Source organism: Stenotrophomonas nitritireducens (genome assembly GCF_001700965.1).
Classification (GTDB): Bacteria; Pseudomonadota; Gammaproteobacteria; order Xanthomonadales; family Xanthomonadaceae; genus Stenotrophomonas; species Stenotrophomonas nitritireducens_A.
This window is the reverse complement of sequence record NZ_CP016756.1, coordinates 67446-84141: the sequence shown is the minus strand read 5'-3', so window position 1 is coordinate 84141 and position 16696 is coordinate 67446. Positions and strand designations below refer to the sequence as shown.

15 protein-coding genes are annotated in these 16696 nt (G+C 58.2%); 4 read left to right on the top strand and 11 right to left on the bottom strand.

Going from position 1 to position 16696, the window contains the following annotated elements:
* The first annotated feature begins 141 nt into the window (after positions 1-141).
* A complete protein-coding gene (locus BCV67_RS00395) occupies positions 142-1413 on the top strand; it encodes a M20 family metallopeptidase (protein ID WP_062165871.1) in 1272 nt (423 codons plus the stop codon).
* A gap of 413 nt (positions 1414-1826) precedes the next feature.
* Here BCV67_RS00395 and BCV67_RS00390 read toward each other — a convergent pair whose 3' ends face one another.
* The 3 genes from BCV67_RS00390 to BCV67_RS00380 form a co-directional block, all read right to left on the bottom strand.
* Complete coding sequence (locus BCV67_RS00390) at positions 1827-2624, bottom strand: SDR family NAD(P)-dependent oxidoreductase (protein WP_062165869.1); 798 nt, start codon at positions 2622-2624, stop codon at positions 1827-1829.
* A gap of 437 nt (positions 2625-3061) precedes the next feature.
* Positions 3062-4144, bottom strand: a complete 1083-nt coding sequence (locus BCV67_RS00385; protein WP_062165867.1) for an alpha/beta hydrolase family protein — start codon at positions 4142-4144, stop codon at positions 3062-3064.
* A gap of 17 nt (positions 4145-4161) precedes the next feature.
* Positions 4162-4986, bottom strand: coding sequence for an AraC family transcriptional regulator (locus BCV67_RS00380; protein ID WP_062165865.1), 825 nt, complete (start codon positions 4984-4986; stop codon positions 4162-4164).
* Positions 4987-5476: 490 nt separating this feature from the next.
* On the opposite strand from BCV67_RS00380, the gene BCV67_RS00375 reads away from it, so the two are divergent.
* A complete protein-coding gene (locus tag BCV67_RS00375) occupies positions 5477-6190 on the top strand; it encodes a hypothetical protein (RefSeq protein ID WP_062165863.1) in 714 nt (237 codons plus the stop codon).
* Positions 6191-6400: 210 nt separating this feature from the next.
* On the opposite strand, the gene BCV67_RS19875 is transcribed toward BCV67_RS00375, so the two are convergent.
* Both BCV67_RS19875 and BCV67_RS00370 read right to left on the bottom strand, forming a co-directional pair.
* Positions 6401-6661 (bottom strand): hypothetical protein, encoded by a 261-nt coding sequence (locus tag BCV67_RS19875; RefSeq protein WP_156455703.1) that lies wholly within the window; start codon positions 6659-6661, stop codon positions 6401-6403.
* A gap of 401 nt (positions 6662-7062) precedes the next feature.
* Positions 7063-7722, bottom strand: coding sequence for an HAD family hydrolase (locus BCV67_RS00370; RefSeq protein WP_082746433.1), 660 nt, complete (start codon positions 7720-7722; stop codon positions 7063-7065).
* A gap of 676 nt (positions 7723-8398) precedes the next feature.
* Here BCV67_RS00370 and BCV67_RS00365 point away from each other — a divergent pair.
* The gene (locus BCV67_RS00365; protein ID WP_062165859.1) at positions 8399-10207 is read left to right on the top strand and encodes a Mu transposase C-terminal domain-containing protein; all 1809 of its coding nucleotides are present in this window, start codon (positions 8399-8401) and stop codon (positions 10205-10207) included.
* Positions 10204-11055 (top strand): TniB family NTP-binding protein, encoded by an 852-nt coding sequence (locus tag BCV67_RS19375; protein ID WP_082746431.1) that lies wholly within the window; start codon positions 10204-10206, stop codon positions 11053-11055. The genes BCV67_RS00365 and BCV67_RS19375 overlap by 4 nt, the downstream gene beginning before the upstream one ends.
* A 1262-nt stretch (positions 11056-12317) precedes the next feature.
* Here BCV67_RS19375 and BCV67_RS00360 read toward each other — a convergent pair.
* The 6 genes from BCV67_RS00360 to fdhD form a co-directional block, all read right to left on the bottom strand.
* A complete protein-coding gene (locus BCV67_RS00360; RefSeq protein WP_136004745.1) occupies positions 12318-12518 on the bottom strand; it encodes a hypothetical protein in 201 nt (66 codons plus the stop codon).
* 24 nt (positions 12519-12542) lie between these two features.
* Complete coding sequence (locus tag BCV67_RS00355; RefSeq protein ID WP_062165855.1) at positions 12543-13346, bottom strand: family 1 encapsulin nanocompartment shell protein; 804 nt, start codon at positions 13344-13346, stop codon at positions 12543-12545.
* A 4-nt stretch (positions 13347-13350) separates the two neighbouring features.
* Complete coding sequence (locus BCV67_RS00350) at positions 13351-14382, bottom strand: Dyp-type peroxidase (protein ID WP_062165853.1); 1032 nt, start codon at positions 14380-14382, stop codon at positions 13351-13353.
* A complete protein-coding gene (locus BCV67_RS00345) occupies positions 14379-15170 on the bottom strand; it encodes an EAL domain-containing protein (RefSeq protein WP_062165851.1) in 792 nt (263 codons plus the stop codon). Before BCV67_RS00345 ends, BCV67_RS00350 begins: the two co-directional genes overlap by 4 nt.
* A 62-nt stretch (positions 15171-15232) precedes the next feature.
* Positions 15233-15796, bottom strand: a complete 564-nt coding sequence (locus BCV67_RS00340; RefSeq protein ID WP_062165848.1) for a mechanosensitive ion channel family protein — start codon at positions 15794-15796, stop codon at positions 15233-15235.
* Positions 15793-16617: a formate dehydrogenase accessory sulfurtransferase FdhD gene (gene fdhD / locus BCV67_RS00335; protein WP_062171281.1), complete on the bottom strand. Its 825-nt coding sequence runs from the start codon at positions 16615-16617 to the stop codon at positions 15793-15795. The genes BCV67_RS00340 and fdhD overlap by 4 nt, the downstream gene beginning before the upstream one ends.
* Positions 16618-16696: the final 79 nt, after the last annotated feature.

Genomic DNA, 16696 nt, shown 5'->3' with positions numbered 1-16696 from the left:
TGGGTTAGTCCCAGGGTTTACAGATGGAAGATTTTGCGACGTAGTGGATCACTTCTTCGTTGAACACCACCGTGCGTGGGCTGTGTCGTAGGCTTTTTGTTGGAAGTATCACGAACTGACTTCTTAATCTCTGGAGCTGCCATGAATGCGCTCACCCAAGCTCTCGGCTCTGCCGGCCCCGCCCTGATGATCGAACTTGAATCGCTGTACAAGGACCTTCACCAGCACCCCGAGTTGTCGATGCAGGAAGTACGCACTGCGAAGATTGTTGCCGATGCGATGCAGAGGCTTGGTTACGAGGTGACACGCAACGTCGGTGTGACTGGTGTGGTCTGCGTGCTGGAGAACGGCCCTGGCCCGACGGTAATGGTGCGCGCGGACATGGATGCCCTGCCGATGACCGAAAACACCGGTCTGCCCTATGCCAGCACCGTCATCGCGCGAGATGCTGACAATGTCGAGGTCGGTGTTGCGCATTCTTGCGGCCACGATATGCACGTGACCTGGATGATCGGTGCCGCTCGGATTCTGTCCGCGAATCGCACAGCCTGGCAGGGCACGCTGCTCATCGTGTTTCAGCCGGGCGAGGAAACGGCCGAAGGTGCCAACGCCATGGTGCGGGACTGGGGCGAAGGACGATTTCCGAAGCCGGATATCATCCTGGGCCAGCATGTGATGGTCGGCGCAGCAGGAACGGTGAGCTACCGTCCCGGCGTCACGCTGTCTGCCGGAGACAGCCTGGAAATCAAGCTCTTCGGGCGCGGCTCGCATGGTTCGCAACCGCAAACCTCGATCGATCCGGTCATCATGGCCGCTGCTGCGACACTGCGTCTGCAGACCATTGTCTCGCGCGAGATTGCGCCCTCCGAGCCTGCGGTACTCACGGTTGGCTCGCTGCAAGCCGGCACCAAGGAAAACATAATTCCAGACGACGCCACCATCAAACTGAACATCCGTACTTTCAGTGAAGACACGCGCGAGCACATGCTCAAATCGGTTCGCCGTATCTGTTGTGCAGAATGCGATGCTTCGGGCGCCGAGCGGCCGCCGGAGTTCACCACCATCAACCGCTATCCATTAACGGAAAACGATGTGGCTGCGACGCAGAAGGTGGCGCAAGCATTTCTGCGGCAGTTCGGTGATAACGCCTTGCTGGCACCCAGCCCCGCATCGGCCAGCGAAGATTTCAGCATCTTCGGTCGCAGCTGGGGCGTTCCCTACGTCTTCTGGTTCGTCGGCGGCACCGACCCAGCGGTGTTTGCCAAGGCCCATCAAGAAAAGACGGTCAACAAGATTCCCAGCAATCACTCGCCGAAGTTCGCGCCAGAGATCCATCCGACGCTTGAGACGGGTTTGCAGGCCATGTTGACCGCCGCTGCCGCATGGCTGTGTCCGCAGAGCGCCGTAACCTAGAGCAAATCTGTGATCGTGATCGTCCACTAATTGGCGTTCTTGGAGAAAACCGCCAGCTGGTGTTCCTCCTTAACCAGTCTTGCCTAACATGCCAGCACCGTGGGGGAGCCGCTCGACGGCTTTGCCTTTTTTCGTTGCGCGCCGCGCCGATAAAAGCCGCTTCGAGGCAACTGCTGGCCAAAGCGAAAAAACCTGCAGCCATATGGGGCAGGGGAGTCGCATGAGGCATCCACCGCGCGGTCGAACCTGCCCCGGACCTCTACGTCGAGGCCCGGCAAGCCAGCTACACGTTGTGGACGCGTCGGCGGTCCGGTCGAAGACGTTACCGACCAAGGCGAAGGGCAAGAATTCAACCGCGCCACGGTCGAGCCTGCGTTTCTGGACGATCTGTTGCTGCTTGGAAACCGTTGGGGTCAAGCGATGGTTTCCACCGTGCCGCCATCGACGCGCAACGACGAGCCAGTGGTCGCGCTGGCCTGTGGCGATGCCGCGTAGACGCTGAGATTGGCGACTTCTTCCGGCGTCGCAAAGCGGCCCAACAGGTTCGATGGCCGGTTTTCGGCGAGGAACAGCGCCTCCATTTCCGTCGGGGTTACCCCGCGCTCGGCGGCGAGCCCGGCCATCATCTCGAGGACGCCGGCGGTACGGGTTGGACCGGGAAGGATGGCGTTGACGGTGACCCCGGTGCCGGCCAACACTTTTGCCAGACCTCGCGACAGTCCCTGCAGCGCGGCCTTGCTTACACCGTAATGCACCATCTCGGTGGGGATATTGAGCGCTGATTCGCTCGACACGAACTGGATCCGGCCCCAGCCGCGCTCGCTCATGCCCCGTGCATAGTGGCGGGACAGGCGTACGCCGCTGAGCACGTTGACCTGGTAGAAGCGTTCCCACTCGGCATCGTCAATGGCGAAGAATTCCTGGACGCCGTAAATGCCGAGATTGTTGATCAGGATGTCGGCCTGAGGTTCGGCGTTGATAAGCAGCTGGCAGCCGGCGTCGGTGCCGGCGTCGGCTGCGACGCCGCGGATGCTGGTGGCCGTGCCCGTCTCGTTGCGGATGGTTTCGATGGCTGCGTCCACATTGGTCTGGGCACGGCCCACGACAACCACGGCCGCGCCGGCCCGGGCCAACCCGCTCGCGATCGCCAAGCCGATACCACCGGTGGAGCCGGTGACGATGGCGGTCTTGCCGGAAAGCTCGATTTTCATATGCTGTGCTCGTGGAGGGATGGCTTGCATAGGATGCAGTCGGAAGCGCCGCATCCCATCGTCATCGGCAGGCCGCAGCGTTCCATCCGTAGCCGGGCATTGGCAGGCGGGCACTGGCAGGCTGACACGTGAATGCGCTGGCGCGCCGGCGAACGATCCGCAGTGGTGCCGGACACGCCGGCAGGGCCATGCTCAGATATGCGCTCGGCCAGCGTGCGGGTGTGTTCCCGAGTAATCCGGCCAGCACGATCAGTGGCTACACGCCGCCAACCAGCACGCTTTGATTCCTTTTGCCGATAGGCACTGAACGCAGAACGGTCCTTTAACGGCGACATGCAAGCTCACCCCTTGTGGGAACTTTGATTTGCAACACTGACTGCTACATATGACGAGCACCCAATGCGGTTAATGGTCCCAACGAAGCTCCAAACGTGCACCTACCGAAGCGCGGAATCAAACAACGACCTGGCCTGTTGGATCGCTGCCTGATGCGTAGCCTGCTTGTCGGCCTTCACCTCACACAGCTCTCTTACCCGCTCGCGGCCCAGTTCCGTGCAGTCCGCAAGGAAGTCGTAGTGACCCACCAAGGGGAGTACCTGAAGTCGCGCGTTGTCATTCGCGTCGGCAATGACCTTGCTGTTGCTGGCGGGCGAGGCAATCGCATCGGCTTCGCCCACAACCACCGACAGTGGAACCTCCAACTGTGCGAGATCACCGGGCTCGAACGCCTGCACAATCGCCGGCGCCATCAGGAACACAGCGCGAACGTTGGGAATGCGGCGATCCTCCGCCGACCTGGCCACCCAAGGTGCCAGCTCCGGCGTAGCGACCGCTGCCATCCGCCGCTCAAGGGTCATTTCCGGATTCTCGGCCTGCGGCATGCAAACCCCATCCTTCGGCGATGCCTTGCAGAAGGCAGCCAACCGGGACATGTCCGGCCGCGCACCGGCAGCCACCAGCGCCGTGAACCCGCCGGCCGAATAGCCCACCAGCCCCAGCCGGCCCGCATCCACATGCGGGGCCAGCTCGGGGTCGGCCTGCACCGCAGCCAATGCCGCAGCGAGGTCATCGGCCCGGTTCCACGTAAGAATGCTTCCGGCTTCGGTCATCGCGTCCACACCGTTATTGCCGGGATGGTCCACCGCCACCACTACATACCCCGCGTGCGCCAGGGCTGTGCCGAACCAGCCCATCATTCGGGCACTGCCGCCGTTACCGTGTGACAGCAGCACTACTGGCCAGCGGCCCAGCGCAACGGGTGCATCGACGGCAGAGTATCCCGCCACGAACAACGGTGCACCCGGAGGCCCGATCGTCAGCGGCTGCTGCTGTACACCTGGCTGCGCCGGATACCACGCGGTATACCGCACCTGGTCGCTGTGCCCGGCATCGCGGACTGCTGCACTGGGCGTATGTGCCACACCATGGGTTTCGCCAACAGCGGGCGAGGGTGCAGCCGCCCATGCCAGCGGCGCGAATAGACAGGTCAGCAGGATGAAGGTGTAGGGCACTACTTGCACGGATGGGTCTCCTTGGATCAACTCAGGTCGGACAGCGGCAGCCAGATCTCCACGCCGCCGTTTCCGGTGCGGTCGTCGAAGCGGGCGTCATAGCGTTCAAAGTCGGGGGCGTCGGCGAGGCCTAGGCCGGAGCCGGGCAGGTAGTCGTTCAACAGCCAGTACCAGGTGGAGCGGATGGTCGAGATGTGGCCCGCATGCCACGCCACCAGATAGTCCCCGGCCGGGATGGAAACGGCATGCCACGCCGAAGGCACGGCGGCGCTCGCCCCGATCTCCATGCCGGCGATGTAGTCGAAGGCACCCTCGCCATCGCGGTTGCAGCAGACCCCGAAGGCGATGTCCTTGCCCAGCTCCCGGGTCAGTGCCAACTGCTGCCATTGCGAGGGAATGGACGCCACCGTAGCGGCGGTGTGGCGGGCGCGGATGCCCGCCACACGCAGTGGGCCCTGCCGGCGACGTACCGGCTCTACCTCGCAGGGAAGGGATGGGGCGTCGAGCTTGATGGCCTCCAACAGCGCGAGGCCGTGCAGACCCTTCCGGCGAACCTGTTCCGGAGGCAGCTTGAACTGCTCGGTGAAGGCGTTGGTAAACGCTGCATGCGAGGCATAGCCTGCGGCCAGGGCGACGTCCAGGATGGGCTCGCCACCAGCAGCCAGGGTCCGCGCCGCCTCGGTCAGTCGACGCATACGAAGGTAGCGCGCCATCGAAGTTCCGGTACTGACCTGGAACAGGCGTGCGAGGTGGAACGGTGAGAGTTCGACCACCTCGGCGATCTGGGCCAGCGAGGGGTTCTCGGCAAAGTGGCTTTCGATGTACCACAAGGCCTTGCGTGCCGCTCCCATGACGCCTGTTCCGTACCGGTGATTGGGTGGGAGCGTACCGCAGCGCGGGGGAGGGCGTTTGCGGGATCTTGCTGTTGGTGCACGGTGTGGATGAGAAGCGCGAAGCGAAGTCAGCGAGGCGCTGCGCCTTCCTTTGACTGTCCGCGGCGACGGCCGGATACCGGGTAGTGCGGCTCAATCAATGCAAGCGGCATCTTCACCTAAGTAACCTGCTCCATCTGATCCAGGAACATCTCCCTGCGCTTGCGTTTGAGTAGTGGCCCACCCCAGAACGCCGGATTTTCTACTTTAAAATGCACCGGTAATCGGGGGGGGGGCGTGGGTAAACCACATCGAATCCTGCGTTCCACAGTGCGGGGGGATGTTTCCAAATCGCGCATTCTGTCGAAAGGATTGGGCATCTGCTTCATCAAGGCTTCTGTGACCAAACAGTCGGAAAACTTGGCTATGATTCATTGAGAATCCAGCCAGTGAAGGCGAGGGGGAGAGGATGCAGGAGCTCGTACTCAATTTGGCAGGAAGCTTCGGCCACCGAATGGCCGGGGAGATTATTGTTGTCTTGGCCGTGTTGCTGTTTTTGCTTTTCAAAGGCATTTACTCCCTTAATAATGACCGCGCAAAGGCCAGACAGGAGTTCCTGCAGCTTTGGGACTTCGAGCGCGCAAAGCGTGATCCTCTCTGGTGCGAGGTATTGATTCGACACTACTGCCGCGAGTTCCTACCGGCGCAGATTGTCATCAACGTAGCTTCCAAATCCCAAGCGGCGGACACCCTGTGGGCCTTGAGCCACTCGGTACAGTTCTTTCAGCTGGATGATGGTTTGGTCCGATGGAAAAACAAGCGCTATGCAAAAGCGCGACATGCGCAGCTCGGAGTCGTAGCTGCGTTTGGGCTCTACTTCCTAATGGCGCCAGCCGCGATGCTATTACTCTGGTTGAGTTACCAGCTTTTTGGTACGGCTTCAGGTGTTTCGCTGGCGATGATGGTGTTGGTCGGATGTCTGCTTGGCGGCTTTGCGATAAGGGGCCTGGACTACGGTTTCGAGCTCGCAAACGCTCGCAAGAACTACGCTAAGATCCAGAACATGCAACCTTCATTGGTTCCGGAGCCAGCGGAAGCGCTGAAGGCCGTGGTAGGCAACAAGCTATCCAAGGTGCGAAGACTACGTAGGGCCGAGCGAAAGCCAGTGCCTATCGACGCATAGTCTATTGATCGAGCCGAAGCCGCACCTGTTTTTCAGCACATTCCAGAGCAGATAGCCGAGCAGTTCACGCGCAGTCCCTCAAAGACGATTGATAGCTTCGAACGGCCGATGAGCACGCTTTGAAATGGCTGTCCCGGTCGTAGTGCTCCTCGTTCCATTTCTACCCGGCGTGCTTCTGCTGTGCCAGCTTCGAACCCGAACGGGTCGGGATCATTCGCGCAGCGTTCCTTTTTTGTATTGCGTCACGTAAGTCAGAGGCATCGGCGCTCCAGGGCAGGTCACGCATTCGACGTTACGGGATTCGTTCGCTGCCAGGTTACGCCCAGCCAGTCGCCAACCAGCCCAAGGGACGTGGAGCTCGACGTGGTTTTCGATGATGCGCCGGTGGTGCGCTGATGCACACGCGTTCGGGCATTGTTCGCCGGTCGGCCAGCAAGGCGGCCTGCGGTCGATGTTGTAACTGTCACTCATGCCTCAATTTCCCCCCTGATCCTTAGGAGGCCGGGATGGTAGGTGAGATGATGTCGATTTAGCTTTTTAATGTCCCTGTGCAAGTCATTGATCTTTATAGATTCAGCTGCATGATCGGCGCCTGCGCGAGCGAGTAGTTTGGCTCAAGGACACGATCCTACGGGAAGTAGAAGCTCATGGACGCGATTCAAAGTCGCAGAGGCCGATGGGGCGGAAAGTAGACATGGCCTACATATTCCGTACTTTCCGAAGCGAGTCGATGGATGAAAATGACCTACACATTCCGCACCGCACTCTTGCTTTTCTCAGACGCAAACACCGTTTGGATTTCGTGTGTTGTAGAGAACTCAGTTCGAGTTCTATGACCTACAGATTCCATACCGCAGCGCGACCTCAGTACCTTAGTTGCGCTTGCGGATGCTTGGCAGTTCTGAAGAAACCAGCGCATTGAGCGTTGACCAACTAGTGACGGCGCTGCTGCCGCGACCTACCCGGTCGAGCAGCCGCGCGTGCAGGCCAGCCGCTTGTGCACCTGCGACGTCCGTACGATAGGTGTCACCCACCATGAGTACTTCAGAGGCTGGTAAACCAACCTTTCGCACAGCCGAAAGGTAGATCTGAGGCTCAGGCTTCACCCAACCCACATCGCAACTCCAGATCGCGACATCGATGTACGGAGCAAGTAGATGGTTTGCGGGTTCAACATACGGAGCAGCAAGGTTGGAGCAGACCGCCAAGATGTAGCCACGTTCGCGCAGTAATCTTAAGACTTCGGGGACCTCTGGAAACATCCTTACGCTGTCAAGCTCATCTTTCAGTTCACGCTCTAGTCTTAGGTGAATGTCCCGCGAGAGTTGAACGCCCAACAACTGCGCAGCTTCACGGAGTGTGAGTCGCTTTGACATCATTTCGGCCGGCACGTTTCCAGGCGGCTGAATCCCATCGTTGCGGGCCATTTCAAGCAACTGTCGATAGGGACGTTTAGGGTTAGGAATCTCAATAAGCGTTCCAAACACATCGAAAATGACAGCCTTCACGCCGTTTGGGGTTGTCGGCTTCATGACGGTTCACTCCTATCGCTATGGGTAGCAAGTGCTCGTTCGCCACTGCTAGGCATGTACATACCTATGAGACCCCATGTGCTCCAGTGGATGCACTTCAACTGTTCAACTGTAGAGCTCGCGCGAACATTTACGCGCTTTAGCGAATGCCTGCCTTCGGAGCAGTGTTGCACTATGGAGTTGTAGAAATCTCAATTTACGCGTGGACATCGGCGTACACAGATGTCTACGAGCGATTCAACGCGAAAGCGCGTCGGTAACCGGCTTGAGTCGGGCCGCTGCTGTAGTGATATGGGCATGAATTTCGCACTCGCCGTCGCAAATATCAAGTCGCTGCAGGCGCCTGACTAGGGCGGAGAATTTCCAAAAAACCCTTTTTTGGTCAATGGGTTGCATTTGCATGCGCAATCTTGTCGTGTTAATGATTTGATGCCGCGTGCTGTGGCAATCATCCAATCGGCGGAGACACAAACTATGGCCTGATGGACACAGGTGTCTATGGCTAGAACGACGAAAGGCCAGGGTGGCAGCCCTGACCTTTCTAAACAACCGGATGTTCCGCCGATTGGGGCTAGCCTTTCACGCTTCTCTTTCTGTGTCAATACAGGAGGCGGGTGCCTGTTGCCTCGGGTCCGAGGACCCACTTATGAGTTCGACAATGAGGGCAGCTCGCCCAATGAAAGACCTGGTCATTAAGCCGGGCGAGTTGGTTATGTGTGGTGGGAAGCTGTCCCGAATTCTAAATTGCGTTACTCCTGACAAGATCCACATCCGGGCTGAGGGCACGTCCGACTATCAGTGGGTGGCGGTCGGGGACCTTTCGTCGTACAACCAGCACGCGTCGAGTGACAGGATCCGTCACGTCGCTCACGCTAATCCTGACCAGGAGGCCTCCGCCCGCAAATGGACCAGTGCACTGGCTGTAACACTTAGGAAGTGCGGCGCGAGGTTACCGAAGCCGACGTGCGACCAACTCGCTATTGAGTTTGGCGTCTCCAGCAAAACTGTGAGGCGTCGATGGCGGATCTATCGCGCCAACCCTCTTCCCGCAGCTCAGTTACCTAGCTTGCCAGGTCCTCCACCGAAGGCGCGGCTTCTCTCCCCTTTGGTGGAAGGTCTGATTGCTTCTGCCATAGATGAGGTCTACCTCGTGCGTGAAGGCAGCACAGTTTCTGCAGTCGTACGCAGGTGTAAACAGCTTGCCGATCAGGCAGATGTCACGGCGCCCAGCTACGCAGCTGTCAGCGCACGCATAAAAGCTCGCGATCCCATGCATGTGGCGATCAAGCGAAAGGGATCTCACGAGGCGCTAGCGAAGCAGGCTCCTTCGATCCGGAACTTGCATGCAACATATCCGCTCGAGATAGTCCAGATAGATCATGCAGTTGTCGATCTGATGGTGGTTAGTCCAGTGACAAGGCAGGTGATCGGTCGACCGTGGATTACGGTCGCCATCGATGTATTCACGCGATGCGTAGTTGGTTACTACATGAGCTTTGATCCTCCTGATCAAACCTCTGTTGCGCTCACCTTAGAGCACAGCTGCCTTCCCAAGGAGAAGTGGCTAAGATCCATTGGTCTCGGAGAGAAGACTAAGTATCCAATCTTCGGAAAGATGTCACGAATTGCATGGGATAACGCGAAAACCTTCAAGACCAAGTCCCTCCTCGCGCAATGCGAGCGATACGGGATTGAAGTGAGGCCAAGACCGGTGCGAAAGCCGCACTATGGCGCGTACATCGAGCGGTACATCGGAACCATGATGGGGGCGGTGCACTTGCTCCCAGGGACGACGTTCTCTAACTCAAAGCAAAGGGGAGACTATCCCTCAGAAAAGCGGGCTATTCTCAGCTTCTCAGAGCTCGAGCAATGGCTTGCGCTCGAGATTGCAGGCGTGTACCACAACTCTCCTCATTTCGGTCTTGGTGGGCTGACGCCCCTGCAGATGTGGGAACAGTCGTGGACCGACAAAGAAGGAAGCACCCGGTTTCCGCCTCTCATCGGTGACCCACGTGATTTCACGCTCGGGTTCCTGCCAGCCGCCGGGCGCAAGATAGGCCGTACAGGAATCCAGTTACATTCCTTGAGCTATTGGGATCCGGCATTAACACCGTTCATTAATGATGGTCTTGACCACATAGTTCACTTCAGTCAGCGTGATCTCAGCAAGGTGTTCTTGTACGCAGCTGGTGACTACATTGATGTCCCGTTACTGGATCGCTCCAGAGGGACCTTTTCCTATTGGGAGCTGCGCGACATCCGCAGCCATCTAAAAGAACAGGGACGGAAGGCGGCATCGGAGGGCGAACTGCTTGATGCGGTCGAGCGCCAGCGCGAGATATTGTTTGACGCGGCGAAGATCTCCAAGAAGGCGCGCCGCAAGGTCGCAAGGCTCCCAGAGGTAAAGCCGCGCGAGCCGGCGCGCGATGTCGATTACACCATGCCAGCGGTTCCCCTTCCGCACAAGGAGGGGATGATCGAATGAAAATTATTCAGGAATGCGGGAGCTCCACTCCCAATCTCGAAGGAGATCTACCGTTTGTATTGAGTTCTCACTCTGTTCGTATTCTCAAAGTGTTGAGTCAACTACGCGCTGGCGAGTATCGGAGGAGCCGACCTGTGTGTCTGCACATCGCCGCTGCCGCAGGAAGCGGAAAGAGCAGATTGCTCAATCACTATATGTCTCAAGTGTCGGCTGAACGTGAAACGAGTGGCTCGCGGTATCGTGAGGCGATTCTTATTGAAGCGCCATATGACGGAAGTTGCATGAAGATGTGCCGTTCTATCGTCAATGCCTGTCTGCCTGGATTTCCTATCCGAAAGACTCAGAATATCCATGAGCAAGTTGCCGATGTGTTGCAGGCATCAGGCGTTAAACAGCTACTTATTGATGAGGCAGGGCATATCCTCAATGCTGGAAGGTCCGGCCAGCAGTACACCTTGGCACTCATAAAATCCATCTGCAATCTAGGAATTACGGTCTGCATTGCTACGACGAAAAATATGATCAATGTACTGGCGGCAGACGAACAACTCGCATCACGTTTCAAGAAAGTCGAACTACCAGTCTGGTCTGAGTCAAACGATTTTCGCCAGTTCTTGGCAGGTATCGAGCTCGAGCTGCGATTGCCGAAACCATCAAATCTAGACAGCAAAGTTGTAGTGCGATGGCTAACAACACACGACTGCTGCATCACGTTTCGGCTCTTGGAAGTAATTCTTGGAGCAGCTCGACTAGCACACTTGCGCGGGGAGGGGCGCTTGACCATCGAACTTCTAGAAGAATGTTGGAAATCTGAAATTTGTGTTGAGGAGAAGGGCCTTGAGAATTGAGGACCTACCCGTTGCAGCCGTCCCTTATCCAGACGAGAGCATCTACTCGTGGCTGGACGCTACACGCGAGATGCTGAAACTTGGATCTTCCGATTGGCGGCAGTGGTGTCGCTTCTCAGTTGAAGAACCAGAGCGTCGCCTAGCTGGAACCAATTGGGGAGCTGTTCCTCCCGAGCTAGGTCGCGTAGATCGCATCCCCGTCTCGTGGCGTGTGGGACCTGAATGGCGTGGCATGAAATGCCCACTTTGTTCTATCGCAGTTCCCGGCGGTCACCGCTACCCGGTCGTAGTGGATTGGCTCGACGTTCGAGCCATCGCTTGTTGCAAGCACCGTCTTTTGCTCACCTATCAACCCACAGAGGGAGCTATGCCGGTAGACACCAACGAAGAGATCTTTGCACTTTGGGGTTGGCTCGAAATGTGGCGTCACAGCTGTTTAGAACGATGGGACGCGAGACTCCGGCGGGATCTGGTACTGGCGGCTGGGCGCAACTGGGGTCCTCAATTCGGAAGCATCGCAAGCGCCGAGGTTGCTTGGTCGATCGAAGGCGCGGGCTGGAAGCTACCCAATCCTCAAAGACAGTATCGCCCCTTGGGACCAGCACGAACTGGCAGTCTTGGTCCTATGGACAGAGCGGCGGCTTTGCTGGGGGCATTTAGGGCTTGGAGGGCCTTAACTGATCCGTCATCACCAACGCTCCCTTCATGGCCTGGCCCTGCCTGGATGTGGCTGGCTCGGCGATGGAACGCTTATGGAGATGGGCGGATAGGAGCGATGTTTGCAGGGATTGTCTTGGCGAGTTGCGGCAGAGTTCGATCCTGATCCATCTGGATGAATTCATGAGTACAGATGATCACTAGCACTCTGTCGCAGGGAGGCGGCAGGTTCGCCGGCTTACGAGCCCGAGTTGGCCGCAAGCGGAAGCGAGGAGACAATCAGAAACAGCTTATGAGTTCATTGTCTCGCCGCGGCAATCTTGCTGTCAGCTCATGTCGACTGATCCGCCGACTGCTTGTATGCACCGGAGAGACTGTCAACCTTCCGATTAGGGCGCGTTATCGAGGGTAGGGCGAGTATCCGCTGCAAGCCCCGAGCAAAGGCCCCCAGATGCGGGCCTTCATTTCTTGGCGTGCATCTAGCCAACTCGGATGTGATGCTTCCAAGCATCCGCCCGACGCTACCGACGTTGGCCGGCTTCAACGTCCCCCCGGCTATCAGTAGCAGTAGCGGCCTGATTTGGAGTCCGGGGGTGGGTCAGGGTTTAGCCCAGTTCCAGGAATAGATGGCCGTTGGCTTCCAACTCCTTGAGCTTGTCCGGTGGGATCTCGTTCTGCCAGACGTGTCCTTCCAACTGCCATTGGTTTGGGTTCGCCAGATCAGGCAGACCTGCACCCTTGCGCACATAGAGACCCAGGGTGGGGCGGCTGGGATTGATGTAGAAGTCGAATTCTTGCGGTTGCATGTGCATTGCTCCTGTCGGACGGGATCAGGCGTCTGACGAAAGATCCACCGAAGCTTCGGTGGTCAGGTTGAGAAAGGTGAAGCTCTCCTGGAAATACAGCTCCACATCCTCATGGGTGTGTCCTATGTAGCCGATGGACAGATCCTCGCCTACGTGCAGTTCGAAATCGCCGCCGCGCCCTGTGAGCATGAGTCCCCCTTCGATGGCCGGAGCCCAGATGATCTCCCCGTCGATCAGTCCGCGAATGTCTTTGAGAACGGGGTAGCTCTCTGCTGGGGCGCCACCAAGCTGCTCATAGGGCTTGCGGCCCAGCACAAGCTTGTAGGGTCCATTGACGCCGGCATCTTTGAGTGTCGCGACCGCTCGCTCCACAGCGGCCGGATAGGCCTTGACATCGCCAGGCAAGGCGACGGCCCGATTGCTGCTGCTGGGGCGAATTCCGTCGATGTTGGCCAGTGCGTAGCCGTCGATAATGGCCCTGTCTTCGGCAAATGCGATACAGCGGGCAGCCTCCTTGAGAGGCTGGAGATCCGGATCGTTGGCGCCGCGCTCCACCGAATCGATCGCCTCACGGGACAGCTTAAAGGGGGCACGAAATCGCACCAGTGCCTTTACTTTGTGCTGGCTCACCGTCAAACCGTCTTGCTCGGACTTTAGGGCTTGGAGGTGGCCGGTGCCCACGGCCGCCAGATCGGATCCAGCGGGGCCGATGACGTCAATGATCTTGCGCGAAGCCAGATAGCGCTTGAGCGTCCTGGATGCTTCTTCCTCGATCTGCTCCCATGCACCGGCAGAGATGGGTGCCAGTTGACGATGCAGGTTGTTCATGGGGCTACTCTCCTTTCAATGATCCAATGCGGAGTGAACCGTCCTTCTCACTGTCAGTTTCCGCGGGAGCAGAGCCCCCGTCTCGGGTTGCTGGCGGTGAGTCGGGGCGTGCGGGAAGGGTTTCGAGCAGATCCACCGAGGGAACAAAGAACAGGCTTCCTGTGATGGCTTTGCTGAAATCAAGCAGGCGGTCGTAGTTGCCGGGCGGATTGCCGACGAACATATTGGTGAGCATCTGCTCGGTGCGTTCGGGCGAGCGGGCGTAGCCAATGAAATAGGTGCCAAACTCTCCCTTGCCTGCATCTCCGAAGGGCATGTTGTCCCGAAGGATCTGCAACTGTTTGCCATCTTTGGTGATGTTAGTCAGGACGTTGTGGGCGTAGGGGGCCTTCTCTTCGTCGGCAATCTCGATATTGGAGAGCTTCTTGCGCCCGATGATGGCCTCTTGGGTCGAAACGGGAAGCCTGTTCCACGCGGTGAGGTCGTGCAGATACTTCTGGATGATCACGTAGCTTCCACCTGCGAAAGAGGGGTCCTCCTCGCCGATGATGACCGCATCTACGGCGTCCTGATCTGCAGGATTTTCTGTGCCATCGACAAAGCCGATGAGGTCGCGGCTGTCAAAATAGCTGAAACCATGGACTTCGTCCGTCGTGGCGATATCAGCCCCCAGACGCTCTATCAGGACCGACGCCAGTTCGAAACACAAGTCCATGCGATCGGCGCGGATATGGAAAAGGACATCGCCGGGCGTTGAGACCGCATGATGTTGACCTTTGATCTCGCGGAACGGGTGGAGGTCCTTGGGTCTGGGCTGCCCAAAGAGCCTATCCCACGCGTCGGAACCAAACCCCATGATGCAAGACAGGCCCGCCTCGGGCGCACGGGAGCCTATCGCACGGAGTATGGAACTCATGTCCGAGCACAATGCGCCGCATGCCTTTAGCGGATCGGCGTCTTGTTTGAAGACGACTACAAGAAAAATGGCCGCCCGAGTGATCTTGGTTACGACCGGTTGGGAGATAGCTGAGGTCACACCTGCTCCTGTTGCTCATTCTTTGCGTGCTGATGTGCCGCGTGCCAGGCCATGAATTCTTCCGCGGGCAGGGACTTCGAATACAGCCATCCTTGTGCCATCTCAATGCCTGCCTTACGAAGCGCTGATTCTTGTTCGATACGCTCGACGCACTCGGCCACGACCTTTCGTCCGCTGGCATGGATGAGGGGTGCCAGCTCCTGCAGAAGTTCGCTGTGCCCCCCGTCATCGATACTACGCGTAACCTCGCGATCCAATTTGATCACGTCCACCGGTGCCTGGAAGAGCACCAGCAGGTTCCGGCTTCGTGCCCCGATGTCATCCAGGCCGATGGATACACCTTCATCCGATACTTCTTTGAGCTCTTCGAGGCCTAGCCTGTCAGGGATGCCCCGCTCGGTGACCTCCAGCAGGATGGAGCCAGGGTAGTCCAGCAGCTTTGATGTGCGGGCCACATACTCGAACCCGCCACGGCCCAGGACCTCGGGGGGAACGTTGATGCCGATCTGGGTGCAAGGATTTCTCTTGAGCCAGGGCCCAAGCTCCTTGGCCACTTGGTCAATCACCCAGTAGGTTAACGCACCGGCGACCGGCGTGTTCTCCACTACCCGCACAAAGGCCATTGGCTCGACAACATGGCCGTCATGCTTCCATCGGACCAAGGCTTCTGCGCCCACGCAGCGCAGATTCTCGGCCAATGAAACCGTGGGCATATACTCCAAGAACATCTCATTGTTGATGATGGCCTGGTGAATCTGTTGCTCGGTATATATTTCCGGCTGTGCCATGGCTTGGATCCCTCGCTCAAACGATGTCTGGTATGGCACGGGTCGGGGGAAACCCTGTGAACTCATCCTTTCTTTGCGGCATTGACTATACGGACCACAGCCCCATTCATGATGACGCCGTTGGGAATGACGACTTCATTGGATTCTTCATCTATCAAAGAGGTGAAGCCCAGGGATATTTCCTTCACGCGCGCTGAGATGGTGCCAACGGGAGAGTAGATCCGCACATCATCGCCCACGCGAATGGCTTTGGAGAGCACGAGGGAAAAGCCCGCGATGAGATTGCCAAGGGTGTCTTGGGCAGCCAAGCCGATTACCACCGAAATGATGCTCGCGCCGGCCAGAAGGGCGGTGCCAAGGGTGCGAAGCTCGGGGACAATGTGGGCGAATGCGGCTGTTCCAAACAGATAGATCAGCATTTGCACAAAGACACTGGCGAACTGTAATACCGTCACGTCTGAAAGCCGGTGCTCCAAGCGTTTGGCGGTCCGGCGTGTAAACCAGGCCAGCGTGGCACAGATGCAGAGCACCACGAGCCCTATTGCGACTGCGCCTATGAGTGAGCTTGGCGCCAGCAATGGGCCTGCGCTTTCAGTCAGCGGGTGCATTCCCAGGCGCATGGTCATATCAGGCGCTCCGGATAGGTGTAGATGTTGTAGCGTTGAGGCTGGGAAAAGCCGACGAGGCATATGCCTGCGCCGCGTGCCAGATCGATCGCCAGGGCCGTAGGTGCAGAGATCGCCGCAATCATGCTCACGCCTGCGCTTGCTGCCTTGGCGATCATTTCATAGCTGGCCCGGCTGGATATGAGAACGAAGCCGTCGACTGGATTGGTCGCCTTGCGCCTGAGCGCGCCGATGAGTTTGTCCAAAGCGTTGTGTCTTCCCACGTCTTCGCGTGTGATTTGAGTATCACCGTTGGCATCGGCCCAGGCCGCGGCGTGCATGGAGCCGGTCGCATCATTGATGGGTTGGTGCTGGTTGAGTGTCGCCAAGGCATGGCGCAATGCATGCGCGGAGAACGACCGCACGTCAGCGACCGGGAGTGGCTGCCGAACAAGGTCTTCAAGTTGTCGGGTGCCGCAAATGCCGCACCCGCTGCGACCAGGGAGCAATCTTTGGTCATCCGTAGAAAGCGAGTTGACCGGCGCCTCGGATGCAACTTGCATGGAAAGGGAAATCCCTTCCACATAGCTATTGGTTTGGACATCCAACAACTGATCTGGATGGTGGATCAATCCTTCGGTCAAGGAGAAGCCCAGTGCGAAATCATCCAGATCGCCGGGGGTTGCCATCATCACGGCATAGGAGCGATCGTTGCAGAGCATAGCGATAGGCACTTCCTCGGCGACCTGATCACTTGTCTTGACGCCTACTTCGCCCTGCACGCGCCAGATCGGGCGTTGCGCATACTTGAGGGGCGAGCCGGTGTTGGTTACGCATGTCATGCCTTCACCCGTCCACCCCATGGCGCTAAAGGTCAATGGCCTCGCTGGCCATCAGAACATCGTCGGACAAACTGTCGAC